Annotated in this window: 17 protein-coding genes; 7 read left to right on the top strand and 10 right to left on the bottom strand. The window is 49.1% G+C overall.

Going from position 1 to position 21,157, the window contains the following annotated elements; all coding sequences use genetic code 11:
* Window positions 1–76 precede the first annotated feature (76 nt).
* From C5O19_RS04810 to C5O19_RS04795, 4 genes are all read left to right on the top strand, one after another.
* Entirely contained in the window at window positions 77–430 is a 354-nt protein-coding gene (locus C5O19_RS04810; protein WP_104710147.1) for a CD225/dispanin family protein, read from the top strand.
* 105 nt (window positions 431–535) lie between these two features.
* Window positions 536–817, top strand: coding sequence for a CD225/dispanin family protein (locus C5O19_RS04805; RefSeq protein ID WP_207766383.1), 282 nt, complete (start codon window positions 536–538; stop codon window positions 815–817).
* Between the two features lie 3 nt (window positions 818–820).
* The gene (locus tag C5O19_RS04800; RefSeq protein ID WP_104710145.1) at window positions 821–1,243 is read left to right on the top strand and encodes a DUF2752 domain-containing protein; all 423 of its coding nucleotides are present in this window, start codon (window positions 821–823) and stop codon (window positions 1,241–1,243) included.
* Window positions 1,244–1,528: 285 nt separating this feature from the next.
* Window positions 1,529–3,040, top strand: a complete 1,512-nt coding sequence (locus C5O19_RS04795; protein ID WP_104710144.1) for a T9SS type A sorting domain-containing protein — start codon at window positions 1,529–1,531, stop codon at window positions 3,038–3,040.
* An 86-nt stretch (window positions 3,041–3,126) separates the two neighbouring features.
* Here C5O19_RS04795 and C5O19_RS04790 read toward each other — a convergent pair whose 3' ends face one another.
* Window positions 3,127–4,389: an acyltransferase family protein gene (locus C5O19_RS04790; RefSeq protein WP_104710143.1), complete on the bottom strand. Its 1,263-nt coding sequence runs from the start codon at window positions 4,387–4,389 to the stop codon at window positions 3,127–3,129.
* 235 nt (window positions 4,390–4,624) lie between these two features.
* On the opposite strand from C5O19_RS04790, the gene C5O19_RS04785 reads away from it, so the two are divergent.
* Entirely contained in the window at window positions 4,625–6,805 is a 2,181-nt protein-coding gene (locus C5O19_RS04785; protein WP_104710142.1) for a M28 family peptidase, read from the top strand.
* Window positions 6,806–6,955: 150 nt separating this feature from the next.
* Here the strand turns inward: C5O19_RS04785 and C5O19_RS04780 are convergent, their stop codons facing one another.
* Window positions 6,956–7,453: a cupin domain-containing protein gene (locus C5O19_RS04780; protein ID WP_104710141.1), complete on the bottom strand. Its 498-nt coding sequence runs from the start codon at window positions 7,451–7,453 to the stop codon at window positions 6,956–6,958.
* A gap of 194 nt (window positions 7,454–7,647) precedes the next feature.
* On the opposite strand from C5O19_RS04780, the gene C5O19_RS04775 reads away from it, so the two are divergent.
* A complete protein-coding gene (locus C5O19_RS04775) occupies window positions 7,648–9,081 on the top strand; it encodes a S41 family peptidase (protein ID WP_104710140.1) in 1,434 nt (477 codons plus the stop codon).
* A 67-nt stretch (window positions 9,082–9,148) separates the two neighbouring features.
* On the opposite strand, the gene lon is transcribed toward C5O19_RS04775, so the two are convergent.
* A complete protein-coding gene (gene lon / locus C5O19_RS04770; protein WP_104710139.1) occupies window positions 9,149–11,671 on the bottom strand; it encodes an endopeptidase La in 2,523 nt (840 codons plus the stop codon).
* Between the two features lie 230 nt (window positions 11,672–11,901).
* Here lon and C5O19_RS04765 point away from each other — a divergent pair, with 230 nt between their 5' ends.
* Complete coding sequence (locus C5O19_RS04765) at window positions 11,902–12,867, top strand: YheT family hydrolase (protein ID WP_104710138.1); 966 nt, start codon at window positions 11,902–11,904, stop codon at window positions 12,865–12,867.
* A gap of 114 nt (window positions 12,868–12,981) precedes the next feature.
* Here C5O19_RS04765 and C5O19_RS04760 read toward each other — a convergent pair whose 3' ends face one another.
* From C5O19_RS04760 to C5O19_RS04730, 7 genes are all read right to left on the bottom strand, one after another.
* Entirely contained in the window at window positions 12,982–14,217 is a 1,236-nt protein-coding gene (locus C5O19_RS04760; RefSeq protein WP_104710137.1) for an MFS transporter, read from the bottom strand.
* 110 nt (window positions 14,218–14,327) lie between these two features.
* Window positions 14,328–15,107, bottom strand: a complete 780-nt coding sequence (locus C5O19_RS04755) for an ABC transporter permease (protein WP_104710136.1) — start codon at window positions 15,105–15,107, stop codon at window positions 14,328–14,330.
* A gap of 399 nt (window positions 15,108–15,506) precedes the next feature.
* Window positions 15,507–16,433 carry an ABC transporter ATP-binding protein gene (locus C5O19_RS04750; protein ID WP_104710135.1) on the bottom strand — a complete coding sequence of 309 codons (927 nt, stop codon included), beginning with the start codon at window positions 16,431–16,433 and terminating at the stop codon, window positions 15,507–15,509.
* A gap of 100 nt (window positions 16,434–16,533) precedes the next feature.
* Window positions 16,534–17,844, bottom strand: coding sequence for a rod shape-determining protein RodA (rodA, locus tag C5O19_RS04745; RefSeq protein ID WP_243406325.1), 1,311 nt, complete (start codon window positions 17,842–17,844; stop codon window positions 16,534–16,536).
* Window positions 17,845–17,851: 7 nt separating this feature from the next.
* Window positions 17,852–19,822: a penicillin-binding protein 2 gene (gene mrdA / locus C5O19_RS04740; RefSeq protein WP_104710133.1), complete on the bottom strand. Its 1,971-nt coding sequence runs from the start codon at window positions 19,820–19,822 to the stop codon at window positions 17,852–17,854.
* A 268-nt stretch (window positions 19,823–20,090) separates the two neighbouring features.
* Window positions 20,091–20,315: a hypothetical protein gene (locus C5O19_RS04735; RefSeq protein WP_165795939.1), complete on the bottom strand. Its 225-nt coding sequence runs from the start codon at window positions 20,313–20,315 to the stop codon at window positions 20,091–20,093.
* Window positions 20,316–20,555: 240 nt separating this feature from the next.
* The gene (locus tag C5O19_RS04730) at window positions 20,556–20,909 is read right to left on the bottom strand and encodes an MmcQ/YjbR family DNA-binding protein (protein ID WP_104710131.1); all 354 of its coding nucleotides are present in this window, start codon (window positions 20,907–20,909) and stop codon (window positions 20,556–20,558) included.
* Between the last annotated feature and the right edge of the window lie 248 nt (window positions 20,910–21,157).

Raw genomic sequence — 21,157 nt, 5'->3', positions numbered from 1 at the left:
TTTTAGGTACCGCTGTTTTTTTCAGAATTTCCTTATTATTGCCCCTAATTATACGAACCGTTAAACCTATCTATACATGAGTATTACACCTCCTTATCCTCCCAATCCAGGGTTCAATCCAGCTACGCCTCTAAAACCCAAAAACTGGCTTACTGAAAATATCGTTGCGACGGTTGTGGGCCTCTTTTGCTGCTGCGGGGTTAATGCGATTACCGGCGTCATTGGCATCGTGTTCTCGACGCAAGTCGACACGAAATACAACGCGGGCGACTACGCCGGAGCGGAAAGTTCTGCCAATACGGCCAAAATTATGTTTTACGTAACGGCCGGTCTGGTAGCTCTGGGTGTTATTTTGAATATTATCTCTTTCTTCTTGTACGGAGGACTGATGTTCAAACAAATGCAGGATAATTATAATTACAACATGTAAGCCAGAGCAAGAAACTTGCGGGCTTTTCATCCGTTTTCTCCTCTCATTCAATACTCTACACCTTCCTTTTTCTCTGTACTTTTTATGGAAAATACCCCATCCTACATGGCTCCTCCCAAACCTTACAACTGGCTGGTACCCGCTATCCTGGTCACGCTTTTCTGTTGTAACTATCTGGGTGTTGTGGGAGTTGTTTACGCCGCCCGGGTGGAAACCAAGTATAATTTAGGTGATTATGCCGGTGCTGACAACGACGCCCGTCAGGCCAAACTCTGGACGCTGGTTCCGCTGGCTGTGGGGGTTATCGCCTGGATTATCCTTATGGTATTCTACGGAGCCCTGATCACCAGTACGATGCGAAGCGGAGGCGTACCCAATACCTATTAACGAATGGCTCCTGCCTTACGCCTATTTTTATACTGGATGGTGGCGGCTATAGCAATAGCCGTCGCCTTTCTGTATTATGAATTCAACCCCGTTGAACACGCTTTTTTCCCGCCCTGTTTATTCCGACAGTATACGGGATTACACTGCCCGGGCTGTGGGGCTCAGCGGGCGTTACACCAACTTCTGCACGGCAACATTCGGGAAGCCTTCCGCTACAATGCCTTGCTATTGTTGATGATTCCGTACGTGAGTCTGGGCTTTGTACTCAGCGTTCGCACGCATTTTCGTGGAACGGGTTACGAGACGATGCCGCAAGCCTACAGTAACCCTCGAATCATTATTGGGATCCTGATCGTCATTTGTCTATTCTGGATTTTCCGAAATATTCCGGTAGAACCCTTTTCCTGGCTGGCCCCGCACGATTGAGCACATTGACCTAAACCATCGCTACTGTTCTTTTACTACTTTCATTGGCGAATCTAGTGTTGCTGTCTTTGCGGGAGATTTAACTTTAAAACATTCACAAAAATCAGAAATAACCCGCTGATAATTAGGTAATAATTGAAGCATTTCACCTAGGACGTATACACAAATTTTATCCATCCGAATGCTTGTTAGCCAGCTATTGCTCCGTATATTGCTCGCGATTTTTGCTTAGCCCCCCATTAATGACGATCGATACAGGCTATTCGAACCATCAATTTGCCCTATATGAAAAAAAATTACCTATCTGCTTTCCTACTGGGGAGTTTATTAGTTGCGGGTACCGCCAAAGCCCAGCTAGTAATTAATGGTACTAAATTCTCTAATTCGGGATACGTCAGTAACTACTCTTCTTATACCGAAGTTAAGTCCTCCTCTAACTCAACTTATTCAGCTAGTAACCGTGCGGTATTCGAACACTTTGAAACGTCACCGCAGGCTCTTCGCATCGACAATGCTTACGAGGCCAATCTAGCCGATGGTGGTATTGATGAATTCAAAGGTCCTAACGGCTCGCCCGGCGTACAGGGTGTAAGTGGTTCGGTAGCTCCCAACTTTCATACGCTGATTTTGAATAACGGAGCCACTTTCCAAATTACGAACAGTAATGGAGCAAATGTATACGGCTCCGCTCAGCTCAATAACGGCATCACTACCACCAACCGATCTCTGCGACAAACCGGAGCCCTCCGGTTTCAAAACGGAGCTACGTACCAGAACGGTAATACCGACACTCGGCACGTGAATGGTTATGTAAGTAAAGTGGGCAACAACGAATTTACGTTTCCCGTAGGTTCAGGCAGCGACCTTCGGACACTGAGGATGTCGGCTCCGAGTGCTAATTCGCACTTCAGCACGGCCTGGAATGCCAGCCAACCTGCCAACACGTCTACGAAAGAAAGTAATGTGCAGGCCATTGCCGCAGCTGGTTTCTGGGATTGGATTACGGTCACTCCTAGCTCGAATCCCCTGACCATTACGGTTTCCATTCCGGATCTGAGTACGTTCGCCGTTGCTGAAAACCTGCGATTGGTAGGTTGGAACGGTTCTCAATGGGTTGCCTTAAGCGGCGGTCCTTCCGCGAGTGGCAACACGGAAAACAGTACTTTGCAAGGTACTATTCCAGCCAACAGTTCAACCATCACGGCCTTGGCCATTGGCAGTAGCTCCGGAGCACTGCCCGTATCGCTGGCAGGCTTCACCGCCAAAGCAGTAGATGCTCAAAAAGTAGTACTTGATTGGGTAACTGCGGGCGAAAAAAATAACGCCTTTTTTGAAGTACAACACTCCGTCAACGCTCAGCAATACGAAACGCTTGGCAAAGTAGAGGGCCAGGGAACAACCTACGCCCGTACGAATTATAAGTTTAGCCACGAAGGTTTGAGTCCGGCTACTATCCATTACTACCGCCTCAAGCAGGTCGATTTGGATGGAAGCTTTACTTATAGCCCCGTTCGTTCGGTGAAACTGGAGGGTTACCTGGGCATTGAGCTGTACGCAACAGTAGAACCCGGCCGTACGGTAAAAGCTTTTGTAAAATACGGCGATGATCAACTCTCCGACCAGGCTACCCTATCACTCGTCGATCTGTCTGGTCGTAAGCTTAGTTCAAAAGCGGTATCGCTACAGAAAGGTACGAACCCGGTTGAATTTTCCGCTGCTTCCCTCGGGGCAGGTCTGTACCTGATTCGTCTGGAAAATGCGTCTCAAAACTCAACAGTGAAAGTGGCTATTCCGTAAGCTTGTCGCTGTTCTATTTCTAAAAGAAAGGCGTTCCGAAGTTCGGAACGCCTTTCTTTTAGAAGTCTTTATCCAATTAGTCTTAGCTAGACTTTGACCACGACTCCTTTTCGGTATAAAACCCAGACAATCAATCCCCAGAAAGCCAAGTACAACAATGCCCAAGCCAAAGAAGCATTCATTGGATTGGAAAATTGCGGAGCCAGTAGATCGCTATACAGATAATGCTGCAGACTTACGGACTTTCCATTCGTGTGAACCGGAATCGCGGAAAGAATACGGGGAATGATTCCCGAGAAAAAGAAAACAAGCATGGGATTAACCCCGAACACGACAAACGGCAGCGTCCACCCTTTACTACCTTTGACATCAATCCAATAGTATAGTCCACTCAATACCACCAAAGCCCAACCCGCGGCTACTAATACGTACGAACTCGTCCACAAGGCTTTATTGATGGGAAATACAATATGCCATACACTTCCAAGTACGATACCACCCAGACCTGCCAGTAACAAATACCGGGCTTTCTGCGGACCCGTCAGGCTTGGTGTACGCAGTAGCGTACCGGTCAAAAGCCCCGCAATGCCCGTACCGAGAGCGGGTAAGGTACTTAAAATTCCTTCCGGGTCCCAGGTTTTGGCACTCGCCCATAAATGGCCCGGCAACAACGTATAATCCAACCAGGCGGCCAGATTGGTTCCTTTTTCCAGATTGGCTTGGCCCACACCGGGTACGGGAATCAGCGTCATTAGTCCCCAATACAACAGCAGTACGGTCACCCCTACAACGGCCTGTACTTGCCAGGAAGTTCGCAAGTACAGCACCGCAATCAGTCCGTACACCATCGCAATACGTTGCAAAACACCGGGAATGCGGACTGTCTCATACGCATCAAAGCCGCCAAAGGCCAGAAGGATCATGAGCAGGAAGGTGCCCACGGCTACATAAAATTGGTACTTCTTTTCGTATTCGCTGAATAAAGCCCAGGCAAGTATCGCCATGATCGCCAGTCGTCCCAGCAGCAAAGTTGGTCCTTCCAGACCCGGCAACTGAATTTTCGAGAAAAAGAACAGAAACCAGCCCAGACAAAAAATGCGTAAAGTGCGAATCGCAATTTTTAGCAGTGTGTCCGAATTCCAGCGTTTATGCGGCATAGCCAGCACGACCGACACCCCTACGATGAGTAGAAAGGTGGGAAAAACCAAGTCCGTGGGGGTATAACCGTGCCATTCGGCGTGAAGCAATGGAGCATAGACGTGACCCCAGTCGCCGGGATTGTTGACGACCGTCATGAGCATAATGGTAAGCCCCCGAAGCACGTCCAGTGAAAGTAAGCGGTTTTTCATAGAAAGAAGTATACGGAATCAATAACCCGCAAAAATGGGCAAGCCGTACGGATTCTGCTAGAAATGACAGGAATTGATTTCAACAAATCTACGATTTGCGTAATTTTCAACGGTATTTTCTTGCTTAGACCTTATTTTCCGTATCCTTTCCTGTATTTTTCAACCAGTTTTCGAGGGCTCGCTTTTGTCTGTCTTTCGAACCCCGTCTTTCACCCGTTTCAACACGTTCTTTCCGATGAAAACCGTACTTCTACCCCTATTCGCCTTTGGACTGACGAGTCTAGTACAAGCCCAGCAGCTTACCGGATTTACGCCGAACCGTCAGACTTCCGAGCTAAACCTAGAAGCTGAATTCAAGAAACACCAGTCCGCGGCGACTTATAAAGAGCACTTAACCCGTCTGACGAGCGTACCACACGTAGCCGGTACTCCCGAAAATGAGAAAGTCCGCGATTACATTGCCGAAACCATGCGAAAAGCAGGCTGGCAGGTGGACATTTATCCGCATGACATTTACTTACCCAAAGGTCCGGGCGAAGTGGCCGTGGAAGTCGTACAGCCCATTCGGCAGCCCCTCAACATCCGCGAATATCTTTTTCCGGAAGACAAATACGCCAGTGATCCCCGGCTGATGCCCGGCTGGAACGCCTACTCCGGCTCGGGTGATGTAACGGCGGAAGTGGTCTACGCCAATTACGGTCGAAAAGAAGATTTCGAGAAGCTCAAAGCTTTGGGCATTTCGGTACAGGGCAAAGTCGTACTGGCCCGGTACGGCGGTAATTTCCGGGGCTATAAGGCCCAGTTTGCTCAGGCGGCGGGGGCGGCGGGCCTCATCATTTATACCGATCCGGCGGATAACGGCTACGCCAAAGGCCTGACGTTTCCCGAAGGCCCTCAGCCCAGTGAAAGCGTTATTCAACGGGGTTCTTTGCTAACCGTAAATTATACGGGTGACCCGCTCACGCCTTTTGAACCGGCTCTTCCCATCGATGGCAAAGTGAAGGTAAAACGCCTCGATCCGAAAGATGTGGATTTGCACAAAATTCCAGTAACTCCCATTCCGTACGCCTCCGCTTTGGAAATTATGAAGCAAATGAAGGGAGCGAAGGCGGTACCCACGGGCTGGCAGGGCGGTTTGCCCTTCACCTACCGACTCGAAGGCGGACCGGGCCTGACCGTACGCCTGAAAGTGAAACAGGAGATTGCCATTACCCGCGTGTACGAAGTTGTGGGCACGCTGACGGGTACTGAATTTCCGAACGAATGGATCATCGCCGGATGCCATTACGACGCCTGGGCTTACGGTTCAACGGACCCCAATAGCGGTACGGCTATGCTGCTGGGTCTGACGGAATCATTGGGTAAGTTGGCGAAAGCCGGGCAGAAACCCCGCCGTACTATTAAAGTAGCCCACTGGGATGCGGAAGAATTCGGCGTAATCGGCTCGGCCGAATGGGCCGAACAATTTCGGGATGAACTGACCAAAAACGCCGTGGCGTATATGAACTTCGATGCTGCCGTCTCGGGTCGGGTATTCGGGGCCAGTGCTTCGCCTTCACTAAAAAAGCTACTTATTGAAGCCACCCAAGCCGTAGCGTATCCGGATTCCAACAAAACGGTCTATCAGCATTGGCTGGCTCAAACTTCGCCCCGCAGTGGCAGTACGGTTGGAATTGCGTCCTCGGCTCCGGCACTGGCGGCCAATGAGCCGACCATCGGTAACCTCGGTGGTGGCTCCGACCACATCGGCCCGTACATGCACGTGGGTGTGCCTTCCCTGAGTGCAGGCGTGGGTGGTCCTACGTTATATCACTCTTCCTACGATGATCTGTTCTTTTATAACAAATTCGTCGATTCTACCTACAAGATGGGTCCAATGGTGGAACAGGTGGTCGGAACGATGGCCCTGCGACTCGCCAACGCGGACATCCTGCCCTATGATCTGGTTCGCTACGCCAGTGACCTGGCCACGCATTTGAAAGCCGCCGAGAAAGCGATCAAGGCCTACGCTCCTACGTACTCCATCGAACCCTTACTAGCCACAGTAGCGGATCTGAAAAAGAATGCGGAAGCAGCGGAAGCAGCCCGCCAAAGCTATCTGGCGGCGGGTCGTACGGATAAAGCTCAGGAACTCAACAAGATTATGCTTCAGCTCGAACAGTCGTTTATTGATAAGAAAGGCATGGCTTTTGGCTCCTGGTACCGTTCCCTGTACGCATCCTCGGATCCGTACAGTGGCTATGCGTCCTGGATGTTACCCGGTTTGTTGTACGAGGCTTCCTTAAAATCGACCGCGAATCTGCCGGACCTGGAGAATCGGTACAAAACGGCAATTCAGTCCCTGAGCGGCAAGCTGGCTAGCTTAGTACAAACGGTAAACAAAAGTGCGGGGGCTTCGCTGGGCGGTAGTAAATAGTTTATTCTGACGTATATTACCCTCGATCCTTACTAACCTCCGAAGGCCTCAACCTTTCGGAGGTTATTTTTTCCGGCTCGCCTTAATTTGTAACCCTTATGGAATGATTGGGGTGGTACTGGTTAAGCCTCTCCGACGCAAGCTCAATTCCTACGTATGCCATTCCGGCATTTCCTTTTCGCCCGTCACCGGATCTTGGGACGGAAGCGGTACCGCCGCAATATTTTTATCTGCCTGAGGCCGATCGCCCTTTTCACCCTTCAGTAAATCCCAGTCTTTGCCTTCAGGGTACGCTCCTACTACGCCAAAATCACTACTGGCTTCGAGCTTCTTGTGACCAACGCCCGCTGGAATCACCAGCACATCGCCCGCTTGCACGCGGATCGCCTGCCCTTTTTCGCCACCCATTTGTAAAGTGGCTTGTCCGCCGTAAACGCCCAGTACTTCGTGCGAAATACTATGGTAGTGGTGATAGGGATACACTCCATTTCGCCAGGAGTTACGCCAGCGATGTTCGGAAAAGAGCGTCTCGAATCGCCGGGCTAGGTCCTTTTCTCCCGCTTCAAAAACCGCGGAATAGATCAATAAGGGTAAGGCGTTGTTAGGTATTACACCATCGTCTTTGAAATGCAAACGTTCCGGTTTCATGAAAGAAGGACGCGTTAAAGGAGTATGACAGTACGGACAGCCTGGGGCGAAAGAAGTATACCAATCCCTGCGAACGTAGCCTTTTCGGCACGCCCCGTCGCTAAAAATGCGGCGAGTATCGGCTAGTGTTTTCCCTTGACTAACGTCCGTTTTCAAGCCTGCGTATAGGTCAGTAAACAATCGCAACCAGCACCGTGAAATACGCAATCACTTATTCCCTACTGGCCCTTGCCTTACTGACGGGCTGCAAAAAAGATACGGATGCGACTACGCCCGCTACCCACTCGGAAGAAAATACGCCGATTAACCAGTGGATTTACGAACAAATGCAGGCCTACTACCTCTGGACGGATCAGTTACCGGTGGAAAATACGACCGATCAGACCCTCGCTCCGGAGGATTATTTTAATTCCCTGCTCTATGCCTATAATGCAACGTCGAATCCGCAGGGCGACCGTTTTTCTTACCTTTCTTCGGATGCCGAATCGCTGGAAGCGGCCCTTAACGGGCAAAGCTTGACGACCGGGATGCAATTCCGGCTCTTTTACCGGGATAATGCAAATGTAAATGTGGTGGGTCAGGTACTGTACGTACTAAAAAATTCACCCGCCGATCTGGCCGGTTTCAAACGGGGGGATGTGTTTACGAAAGTGAATGGTACGACCTTGACCGTTACGAATTACAGTGACTTACTGTACGGATCGGGAACGACATACACATTTACCCTTGGTACAGTCAATACCACCACGGGTACTCTGGATGATACCAGTACTACCCGATCCGTAACAGCAACAACCTTTCAGGAAGATCCGGTTTATTTGGATTCCGTATATACCGTCAATGGAAAGAGCATAGGTTATCTCTTGTATAACCAGTTTGTATCGAGTCCGAATGGCTCTTCCAGCAATGCGTACGACAATCACCTGCGGCAGATTTTCGCCCACTTTAAAGCGGCGGGCATTCAGGAGTTGGTTCTGGATTTACGCTACAATCCCGGTGGATCGGGTGCTACGGCTATTAATCTGGCCAGTATGATTGTTAAATACAGCGGTGCCGATCAGGTTTTCTACCGCGAAGAATACAATACTGAGCTGAATAAATACCTACAGCAACAGTACGGTAGCGATTCGTTCAACGCCTATTTTACCAATGAAGCTAATAATGTGGGGAATCAGATCAGCAAGGTAACCATCCTGACGTCGGAATGGACGGCCTCCGCAAGTGAGCTGGTGATCAATGGATTAAAGCCGTACATGAACGTGCAGCTGATTGGCGAAACCACGTACGGAAAAAACGTAGGTTCGACCACCCTGACCGACGATTCGGGTAAGATCAAATACGCTCTGCAACCCATCATTGTTAAAGTCTACAATAGTCTGGGGCAATCGGATTACACGGCAGGGTTTACGCCCGCTATCGTATTGTCGGAACCTTTTAACCTGTATCCGCTGGGCAGTACGCAGGAGGCCTTACTGCAAACAGCTTTGTACGGAAGCAGTACTTCCGGTCGGCAGGCGGCGGGCATCCATGCCGTAGCTTCTTCGCTCACTCAAAAAACGCTGTTTGGGAAACTACTGATTCGAAGCAAAGATCAGCGTATTCAGTCCTTTTTTAAAAATCGGTTTTAATCTAATGCTTTTTAAGTCAGAAAGGCTGCCCCATAAGGCAGCCTTTCTCTGTTGTAGTAATTTGGTATTAATTCAATACAACCACTTCGGTGGTGGTAGTATCTACTGGTTTTCCTTTATCCTCGGGGAATACGAAGTTGACCGGACGATCCACTTTTTCTTCCAGCAAAGCCACTTTCAACACGTCTTCCACCCGGTCAGCATAGTGGAACGTTAGATCCTGAATGTACGACTTATTGATTTCCTCAATGTCCTTGCGGTTCTTCGTACACAGGATCACTTCTTTAATACCGGCTCGTTTCGCAGCAAGAATTTTCTCCTTGATGCCACCCACGGGAAGTACTTTTCCACGCAGGGTAATCTCACCCGTCATGGCCAAGTTTGACTTCACTTTCCGTTGCGTAAAGGCTGAAGCCATTGAGGTAATCATTGTAACCCCCGCCGACGGTCCGTCTTTCGGTACTGCACCCGCTGGTACGTGGACGTGCAGGTTATAGTACTCGAAAAGTCGCTCGTCAATGTTAAGTTCCTCCGCGTGAGCTTTCAGATAACTCAGGGCCGTAATGGCTGATTCTTTCATGACATCGCCCAACTGACCCGACAAGGTAAGCGTACCACGTCCCCGGTTCAAGCTTGATTCAACGAACAGGATTTCACCACCCACGCTAGTCCAGGCCAGACCCGTCACGACACCAGCGGTATCGTTATTGTCGTACTCGTCCTTGTCAAACGTTTCGGGTCCCAGCAATTTGATTACATCTTCGGGCCGAACGGTTTTGGGATACTCTTCCTCCAGAGCGATAGCCTTGGTGATTTTCCGTACCAGCGAACCAATTTTCTGCTCCAGGGCTCGTACACCCGATTCGCGGGTGTAGCCTTCGATGATTTTCTGAACAGCCGCATCAGTAAAATTCAGCATTTTACCATCCAATCCGTGTTCGTGTTTTTGTTTAGGAATCAGGTACTTCTTACCAATTTGTACCTTTTCTTCCATCGTATAACCCGTCAAGTCGATGATTTCCATCCGGTCGCGAAGAGCGGGCTGAATGGGTTCGAGCGAGTTGGCCGTCGCAATGAATAGTACTTTCGACAGGTCGTATTCTACTTCCAGATAATTATCCTGGAAACTGCTGTTCTGTTCGGGATCCAATACTTCCAGTAAAGCCGAGGATGGATCGCCTCGGAAGTCACTCGACACTTTATCGATCTCATCCAGAATGAAGACTGGATTGGAAGATTTCGCCTTCCGAATGTTCTGGATGATTTTACCCGGCATAGCACCGATGTACGTTTTCCGGTGGCCCCGGATTTCGGACTCATCGTGTACACCACCCAGAGCCATTCGCACGTATTTACGTCCGAGGGCTTTGGCTACGGATTTTCCCAGCGAAGTTTTACCCACGCCCGGAGGACCATACAAGCACAAAATGGGGGCTTTCATGTTGCCCTTCATTTTCAATACAGCGAGGTATTCGATGATGCGTTCTTTAACTTTTTCCAGTCCGAAGTGATCCTGATCCAGAATCTTCTGGGCTTTTTTAAGGTCGAAGAAATCTTTAGTATGCTCGTTCCAGGGCAGGTCAACCATCAGCTCCAGGTAGTTCATCCCAATGGGATACTCTGGCGACATCGGGTTGGTCCGACGCAGTTTGCTGATTTCCTTTTGAAACTGTTCACTAACTTCCTTGCTCCATTTCTTCTGAGCGGCTTTAGCCTGTAAGGCATCAATTTCCTGTTCGGGCGAGTCAATGCCCAGCTCTTCCTGAAGCACTTTGATCTGCTGCCGGATGTAGTAATCCCGCTGTTGCTGATCAATTTCACTGCTGGCTTTCGACTGGATTTCCCGTTTCATTTCCAGCAACTGAATGTCTTTCAGCATCACCTCCAGCAGCTTAGTGGCCTGTTGTAGTGAATCGAACGTTTCCAGCAGGGCCTGCTTCTCAGGCTGATCAGCGTTGGTATTCGCCGACAGGAAATGAATCAGGAAATTATTGGATTCAATGTTATCCAGAGCAATCTGAGCTTCACGGGGAATTTCCGGATTCAGATTCAGACTTTTATGAGCAGCGTCCCGAAGAGACTGAATCAAAGCTTTGGCTTCCCGGTTAGGTTTAGCGGGGAAATTATCATCCACGTACGAAACCTTGGCGAGAAAATGAGGCTCTTCTTTCAGAAATTCTTCAATCTGAAAACGCTTTTTCCCCTGTACGATAATGGTGACATTACCATCGGGCAAAACAATCATTTTAAGAATGTTAGCCAGCGTACCGACCCGGTAGAGATCATCCGCAGTGGGCTCCTCTTTTTGAGGATTCGCCATGGCTACCACGCCTACTACTTTATTCTTGGACTTGTATTGCTTTTTAACCAGACGAATGGACTTCTGACGCCCTACGGTCACCGGAATAACCATTCCAGGAAACAACACAATGTTCCGGATGGGTAAGATGGGCAATTGTTCGGCATAGGTAGCGGGGTCATCATTATCATCGAAATCTCCGGCAGACAGCGGAATCATTTCCATACTGTCAAAATCAGACATTTCGACCAGACGCAGGTTAGCAAGGGAATCCGTCTTTTTATTATTCATATAGCAAGTACCTGTCATGTTGGCAGGAAAAACAATCGATCGAAAAACGAAACTACGAAAAAGTTCGCGGTAGGTATAAGGCGAAAGGACTGTGCCAGCAATTAATTACATAGTGGCTCATGCCTAATCAGTGCTTAAACGTATCGCTCTTCGACAATATGGAAAAATAATATACCATATTTTTACAAAACTTTTACCAACCCGTAGTTTTGATTTTGTAGCTCCTGGATATGCCCTTAGTTACTGATTCCTCGTATAATGCTCCATTTTGGATGCAGAATGCTCATTTTTCCACGATTTATCCGAGTACGCTTCGCCGCGTAGCCGGAATAACGTATACCAGAGAACGTTTAGAATTAGCAGACGGTGATTTTCTGGATATGGACTGGAGTTTCGCCCATCAGCCTCATTCTTCCAACCCTCCGCTGGCTTTGCTTACGCACGGCTACCTAGGAAATTCGACCCGTCAGTACATGCTCGGAGCCGTGCGGGCCTTTAACGAAGCGGGCTTCGACGCTCTGGCCTGGAATCACCGCGGCTTGAGTGGCGAGGCTAACCGGCTAGAAAAAATGACGACCCACGGCAGTACCGACGATTTGGCGGAAGTGGTCCAATACGCACTTGCGAAAGGGTATACATCGATTTCGCTCGTTGGCTTTAGTAAAGGTGGAAATTTAGCCTTGAAGTACGCGGGCGAGCAGGGGTCGCAACTTTCCAACGCTATCCAGTCGGTGGTGGCTGTCTCTACGCCTACGGATATGCCGGGCAGTATGGCCGCCTGTCGGGGAACCTTCTATGAATGGTACTTTCTGAGAAAATTACGCAAGTTTCTGTCGACAAGAAAGCATCTGATCGATCAGCAGCTATACGCTCAGTTTGATCGGTATCGCAGCCTCGACGATTTTTCCAACGAATATATTTCACCCTTTTTTGGCTGGAAGGACTACGCAGAAGCAACCTCGGCTCTACCCTACCTTCCTAATATCCGGGTACGGAGTCTGCTGCTTAATGCTCAAAATGACCCCATTCTTTCGCCCAGTTGTTCCCCCGAAACGCTGGCTCGGCAATCGGATTACCTTTGGCTGGAAACGCCCCGTTTGGGCGGCCATTGCGGCTTTTATGAGGCCTCTAAAGATGGACTGTATTGGGTGGACCGCCGTATCGTGAATTTTGTGCAACAGGAACCAAAGCTTTAGTACGCCAAAGCTTGATTTCATCGTACCGGAGGTTCGTACTGAACACGTCCAGTGGTACGCTTCCGAAAATTGAAACTTCCGGAAGTATATAACCGGGACATGACGCTCCGTTTATTATTCCACGTAATCCAGTTCTTTGGCAAAGGTTTCTTCCACGCTCCAGTTGGAAATAAAGGCCAGGAGCAGACACGCTATTCCTACCGTAAGGGCCGAACCAATTAGGCCCAGCGAAGGAATAAAGGCTTTAAACAGAATACTGATGGGAATCACGGCTCCGCGAACGAAATTAGGAATAGTAGTCGTAACCGTAGCTCGCAGATTGGTACCAAATTGCTCGGAAGACATCGTCACAAACATGGCCCAGTAGCCCGCAAAAAATCCAAGGGCAAAACACAGCCAGTAAAAACCCTGCGGCGATAATCCGCTGGAATTCACGTAAAAAATGACTAGTGAAGATAGAATAATGAGATAAAAATAGATCGCTTTTTTCCGGCTACGAATCTGCTGACTCAGCAAACCAACCCCTATATCTCCCAGTGAAAGTCCGGCGTACAGGTAAGCGATGGTGAGGTTAGGCCGGATACCACTTACCCCCAGGGCTTTGACCAACTCCGGTGCGGAAAGAACCAGTACCGAGATCACGTACCAGATGGGAATGCCAATGAAGATACAGGCCAGGTATTTCTTGAATCGGGCAGCGTTCGTAAATAGACTCAGGAAATCGCCTTTCGTCACGTTGGAATGTTCGGTTTTCTCAAATAGATCCGACTCATAGGTACCGATTCGCAGCGTCAACAAAGCCAGTCCCAGTCCGCCACCGATGAAGTACAGCACCCGCCAATTCGGAACCCATTCCGGCAGCAATGCCGCAAATACGGCCCCCGAAGCTCCAAAGCCCGCTACGATCAGCGTTCCGTACCCGCGTTTTTCTTTGGGCATGGTTTCATTGACGAGGGTAATCCCGGCTCCCAGTTCACCGGCCAGCCCTACGCCCGCAATGAAACGCAGGATCGCATATACCGTCAAATCGTTAATGAGGCCGTTGATGGCGTTGGCCAGTGAATACATCACAATCGAACCAAACAGTACCGATTTGCGGCCTTTCTTATCACCGATGACGCCCCAGAAAATACCCCCGAGTAGCATCCCGGCCATTTGCCAGTTAAAAAGCGTAGTGCCCTGAGCCAATAACTGATCCTCAGGAACGCCGAGTTCCCGCAGGCTCGGATTACGAATGACGCCGAATAAGATCAGGTCATAGACATCCACAAAATAGCCCAATGCCGCTACCAGAATGAGCGTATAGGCCGAACGTGTAGAAGACGTAGACAGGGGTACTGAAGTTGACATGGATTGCAATGGGGTACGTTAAAAATCCGGCCAAAATACAGTAGTCCCACAAAACATCCAATGCTCTAAACTTTTTTAATTTCTGTTTAATCTTCTATTTTATTTGGCATTTATCCCATATTCCGGCGAGAAATATCCAAATACCCGATTAGATTCAGAACAACAAAGTATCCGATACTAATCCATTCGTGCTTTTGTAACAGACCCTCCGGCTGTAACCGAGCAGACAGAATTGTATACGCATACGGAAACCAGTCAATGTATTCCCATTTCTGTTGTAATAGAACGGTTGCCAGCACTAATCCCATCAACGCCATACCGATGGGTACGATGAGGTTCTTGATTCGGGTAGCGAGCCAGTAGTGAATGCCCGATATCGCCAGCGTTGCCAGATAAGCTTTTGTCGTCGCTTTCAGCCACATCATCAGATCAGGTCCCTGATTACCAAAACCATATTTTTCGTTGATGAACGAAAGAATGAACCCGGCTACTAAAATGAGAAGGTTGAACAGAATGAAATTCAACAGTATTAACGCCTGAATGAGCAGCAGCTTTCCTAACCAAACGGAGGCTTTGGGGAAGGGCTGCGTAAAAACGTACTTCCAGGTATTGGAACGGTGTTCAATATTCACCACCATACTGTTGATGAGTACAATGAAAAAAGGCAGGAATAAAGCAATGTTGATTTGCCAGCAACGCCCCGCAAATAAATCCCAGGCACTGATGGCCGCTTTAGCTGGCATGAAAAAGTTTTGGGGTTTGGCCAGGTAGCCAATACATAGGAGTACCGGAGCGAAGGCCGCACTCGCCACCGTCAGCCAGAAAGCGGCGGTATTGCGGGTTTTCAGCATTTCAATGCGAAAGGATTGAGGAATATAGGTGAGGAGCATGGGTTTTGTGTTGAGGTTATAGAAGGGTTCAATTTATACAGTATGAGTTCTTATTATAATAGGGTTGTTTTTCGTCCTGTAAATGCGGATGGTTGTTTAGTCCGTATGCATTCCATGCCGGGCATCGCATACGGAGCATTCCATGCCGGCACGCCCACCGCTGACTTCCTCTTGCTCAAGACCACCGCGTTGCGGATGAAACCATTCCATGGGGCCACCATGGAATGGCAACGGAACGACCTATGACCGCCGCAACGCGGTGGCTTTAGAGCAGGCTGTCGTCAGGCGTGGAGGGGCCCAGCCTGGAAGGCTCATGGACTCCTAGTCGGCCAGTAAGCAGGACCAAACTCGGTCTAGGTGAATAACGAAACTCCGAATCAACAAACTTCAAAATCAACTTTATACCAGCGACTCCATGCGGAGTGGCCCTGTGATTTCCAGGAACATTTCTTCCAGATCGGCTCCCTGTAGGTTGAGTTCGTAGACTTCAAAGCCCGCCAGTACCAGCGACTGATTCAGAGCCGCTACCTGCGATTTACTTTCGAAGGGAATACTAAGTTTACCATTGGCAAGCCGTTGAACGGGGTACTGCTGGCGGAGTAAGGCCTCGGCCTGGTCCACATTATTGGTTTCAAGCTGCACGCTACGTTTCTGTACCTGAGCCGATTGCAGCTCTTCTATACTTCCCTGAAACAGTAACTTCCCCTGATGAATGATGCCTACATGGGTACACATCCGCTCCACCTCAGCTAGTAGGTGGCTTGATACAAAGAAGGTAATACCGTGGTCGCGATTGAGGGTTTTCAGCAGTTCCCGCATCTCAATGATCCCGGCGGGATCCAGGCCATTCGTGGGTTCGTCCAGAATCACCAGTTCGGGCTGATGCAGGAGGGCAATGGCTAGTCCCAGGCGTTGTTTCATGCCCAGCGAATACGCTCCGGCCCGCTTCCGGGCCGCTGCCTGTAAGCCTACCATGGCGAGGACTTCCGGAATACGGGAAGGGGGGACTTGGGTATACCGACGGGCAATTTCCAGGTTTTGTTCACCCGTCAGGTGTAGGTACAGCGAAGGTTGCTCAATGAGCGAACCAATTTTCTGAAACAGTTCGGAACGGTTGGACTCCAGCTCTTGACCGAAGATTTCCACGCGTCCGCCACTCGCCCGTAGCAGACCCAGTATAAGCCGGATAGTGGTCGTTTTCCCGGCCCCATTCGGACCCAGAAATCCGAAGATAGAGCCTTTGGGTACGCTTAGATCAACCTGACGAACAATCGGTTGACCCTTGCGGAAATAAAATTCCAATTGGTGGGTTTGCAGGATCGGCATAGGCGTAGGAAGTTGTTCCTCCCAAATACGCCGATCCCGGTCAACCCGCCCACCACTTTAGGCTGAAAGGTGAAAAGGAATGGTCTGGCGGTTGGCACGCTTACACCCGGGACATAATTTGAGAACGCTGAGCGTCAAGCTTTAGAAAAATGAATAGCAAAATGGTGAAGGACCATAAGCTTGACCCGCCATAACTGAAGAAAGGCAAAGGAATGCCAATGACTGGCATCAACCCAATGGTCATGCCAATATTGACCAGAAAGTGAAAGAAAAATATCGAGATAACGCCGTAGCCGTACACGCGGGCAAACTTAATGCGTTGTCGTTCAGCCAGTACGATTAATCGCAGGATCAACCCAACCAGTAGACCAATGACGAGTATACTACCCATAAACCCGTGCTCCTCCCCTACGGTACAGAAAATAAAGTCGGTACTTTGCTCGGGTACAAAGTCAAACTTGGTTTGTGTACCCTGCAGGAAGCCTTTCCCGAAAATCCCCCCCGAACCAATCGCAATTTTGGACTGAATCACGTTCCAGCCCGCCCCGCGTTTATGGCTGTTGGGATCGATCAGTACTTCAATTCGGGACCGCTGGTGGGGAGCCAGCACGTCGTTAATAATAAAATCCGTCGCTAATACCATGCAAATACACCCCACGTAAATGAGCCCCATGGCCGTATACGTCTTTCGGTTTCGCTGGTAGCGGGGTAGAAAAAAGATGACTAAAGCCCCGACAACGGCCAGTCCAATAGCAATGTTTAGGGTTTCGACGGTCAGCGAAAGAACCAGTAACGTTGCCGCCACAATGATGATGAGTGGATAAATCCCCGGCAGCCCTTCCCGATACAGCATCAGTAGCAAGCCTACAATCACCAGAGCCTGACCCGTTTCGTCGGAAATTCGAATCAAAATCATTGGAATCAGCATGAAGATTCCCACGTTCAGTTGATCCTTGAACCGGGTAAGATTGGTTCCGGGCGTGCTGAGGTACTTCGCTATCGCCAAAGCCGTGGCCATCTTCGCGACCTCAGCGGGCTGAAAACCGATCGGTCCGATCCGGAACCAAGAGTGCGAACCTTTGATATTAGCCCCCAGAAAGAGTACGGCAATCAGCAGCAGCAGGACGAATCCGTAAATGAAAAAAGCGAACGTTTCCCAGAATCGGTAATCAATCACCAGAATGGCAATGATAATAAAAACGGCAAAACCCGCGAATACCAGCTGTTTCCCGGAATTCGTATCGAAATTAAAAATACTGATGGGTTGTTCGGGATTATAAACAGCGGCGTAGATATTCAGCCAGCCTACCACCACGCAGGCCACGTACAGGGCTACGGTAATCCAGTCCAGTCGGTTTAAAACACTATTCTCGCGGGAAGCCAATTTCTTATTCTTTAAAAGATGATTCAAACCTTACCTATTGCATCGTAATGAAATCATATACCGAAAACTGGGGGTAAGCTGATTTAGTCGTCGGTACCGATTTCACTTTTCCATTTTCTACAATCAGAATCCGGTCTTTGGGCAGCAGAGGCGTTGGCTTTTTCTTGGGAGAAGGCGGCGGCAGGTACAGGAGATTTTTGTTCATCAGTTCCCGCTCCAGTCCTTTATGGCTCACGGTTCCCTTGATGTACTTCTCGGCCACCATCATGGCAATGGGAGCCGAAGTCGTCCCCCCCCACTTTCCGTAATCGACCACCGCGGCAATCGCAATTTTAGGATTGTTACGCGGAGCAAAGCAGATGAATACGGAGTTATCCGCAGGGCCTTTCGGGTTTTGCGAAGTTCCCGTCTTTCCGCAGATTTCAAGGTCCGGAATGTAGGCGGCCCGCATCACCGTACCCGCCCGAACGGCATCTGACATACCCGCAATCAGGGTTTCGAAGTGCCGGTAATCAATATCTACCGAATGTTTTTCTTTGAACTCGGGCAGTGGATCGCCCTTGGGGTTACCAATGGCCCGAACCAGGTGCGGCGTGATGTACCAGCCGCGGTTGGCGATAATGGCGGCCACGTTGGCCAGTTTCAGCGGCGTTACCAGCAACTCACCTTCTCCAATACCCACGGAGTAGATGTTGGAGAATTTCCAATTGTTTTCGCCTTTGTTACGTTTGTTGTAGTACTCGACATCCGGCAAGAGTCCCTTGCGTTCGTAGGGTAAATCCACGCCTAGTTTTTGGCCAATTCCGAACTTGGCAACCCGATCGTGCCAGCGGGTCAACCCTACTTTCGATTTCTTGAAAACGTTAGTTTCGTCGTTGTTGTAAATGATTCGCCGGAATACGTGGTAGAAATACGGGTTACAGGACATCTGAATGGCCCGGTGCAGCGTACTTGAACTACTTCCGCAGTGACAGTTCATGCGGATACCCGAGTGCCCCAACACCGTACTGGGCGTAATGGCTCCGTCCTGCAAACCCACCAGCGTTTCGATGGTTTTAAATGTCGAACCTGGTCGGTAGGTACCCTGTAAGGCTCGGTTAAGCAGGGGATTGAACGGATTCAGAGCCAGTTTTTGATAGTTTTTAGAGTAACTCCGTCCCGATAACATTTTTGGATCGTACGTGGGAGCCGATACCATGGCCAGGATTTCGCCGGTACTGGGATCAATCGCCACCAAACTACCCGATTTGTTCTGAAACAAACTATCCGCGTACTGCTGCAATTCTACATCCAGCGAAGTATACAAGTTCTTTCCAGCAATGGGAACAACGTCCGCCGCTCCCCCTTTCCAGGGCCCTTTCACTACGCCGTGTACGTCTTTCATGATGTACTTCATCCCGCGACGACCCCGAAGGGTTTCCTCGTACTGTTTTTCCAGACCGCTTTGTCCGATGTAGTCCCCCTGACGGTAGTAATTTTCACCGCGTTCTTCCTGATCTTCCAGTTGTTTGGGGCTTACCTCCGCTACGTACCCGAGCGTATTCGCCAGAGCCGATGTATTGTAGGTACGGAACGCACTGGTTTCGAAAGTGAAACCAGGATAATCCACCATGGCATCCTGAATACGAGCAAAATCCTCGACGGAAAGCTGACGCATGAACAAGGAAGGCTTAAACTTGGAATACGTCTTGGCCACGTTGTACATACTGTCAAACTGCACTTTGGTAACCCCCAGCAAATTGCACAGACGAAGGGTATCCGGAATGCGGGCTTTTTTGGGGGTGATGAACAAATCGTAGGTCGGTGTGTTGTAGACAATCAAATTGCCTTTTCGGTCGTAAATCTGACCCCGATACGGAATCTGGACGACCTGCTCAATAGCATTGCTTACGGCTGCTTCCGAGTAGCCTTCATCAATCACTTGTAAGTAAAATAATTTGGCCAGGTAGAGGAAGGCCACTAGTATAATTACTCCTTGTATAATTCCTTTTTTGACTTCTTGCATAATTCCCCGACAAGCCCTCTAAATCAAACGATTCTCCCTACAAAATTTGTAGTTTTTAAAGGATTTGCCAAAAAGAAAGTTCAATCCTAAGTAAAAATTAATACGGGGGCCGCAAGGACTTGCTTTAGCCTTAACGTTGCCGTAAAGGAAGATATTTTGTCCAACCAAAGACTCGTCGTTTCATCAGCAACGACCGTGTACTGATTTTGTCTTTTCTCGTGACGAAAAAGACCTTCCACATAGCCCGCATTTCTTTATTGATTCGAGCTTAGGGCCTGGTAGTAAACGCTATCATTTTTTCTTTTTTTCGCGGGGACTCTCCAACCATGATTTTGCTGATTTGCTGTTGGGCTAACAACGCTTTTAAAAGTTGCGTATTCCCCGTGGGCTGATTATCCAGCAAGTACTGCACCTTTTGGTTCGGGTCAAATAACGGGGTGCCGGGCCAGGCTTGCCCTTCCGTAAGCATCAGACATTGATCGCCTTTTTTCATAACAAAAAGCACCGGCTTGTAGGTGGGATCTAAGGCTGCCCGTTGACAAGAAAAACCGCCTAGAGCTAACCCAAGTAAAGCCAGCCAAATACACTTTCTCATAAGCAAAGCGATGAAGGGGTATGAAATCTGATTTTGATATGCAGCTTGCTGGACGTATACGTTTAATAAACGCTGGCATGCGGTAAGATCAGCTACAACAGACGTTAAAAATTTTACGTTTAACTCTTGATTGTCAATTCATTGCTTCCCTACTCTCTGTCCGTACGCTTTCAGTTGCCGGGCTGAGGCCAGAAACCGCCAGGCTTTCTCTACCAGCAGCACCACATCTTCCAATTGCACCAGCGTCAAATCTACCAGGATGACGGGATGATTTCGGTAATGATCCGTCAGAAAAAAGGTATCAGGAGCCTGTTCCAGGTACGTTTCTCGTTCCTCGGGATTCAGCTTCATGACCAGTGTTTGGCCGTCTTCCTGTAAACGACCAAGTAATTTGCGGCCCAAATGAAGCGAAGGCGTCCCATAGGCAAGTCCTTCGCTTACGTGGGGGTATTCCAGGGCCAGACTACGAACGGTATCGTAACGGACAGCCATATGAAAAATAGGTTTAGAAAAGTGACGTATGGTCAGGCGGTATCCCGTCCGATGGCCTGACAAGATACCGCCAAAATTACACCTTTGCTGGTCTGTCAGCCCGCATGATTTTTTAGAATCTGGTTTCTGGTACCATCTTTGTATCGCTTACTTGTTGCAGATTCGTTGTGTGCCGTTGCCATCTTGTCAGCTTTAACATTCATTCGTTTTGCTGACACATTTGTTGATTTTTCCTGCGTACTCCATTT

Origin of the sequence: Siphonobacter curvatus (assembly GCF_002943425.1) — a bacterium.
Classification (GTDB): Bacteria; Bacteroidota; Bacteroidia; order Cytophagales; family Spirosomataceae; genus Siphonobacter; species Siphonobacter curvatus.
This window is presented reverse-complemented; position numbering and strand designations above follow the sequence as displayed.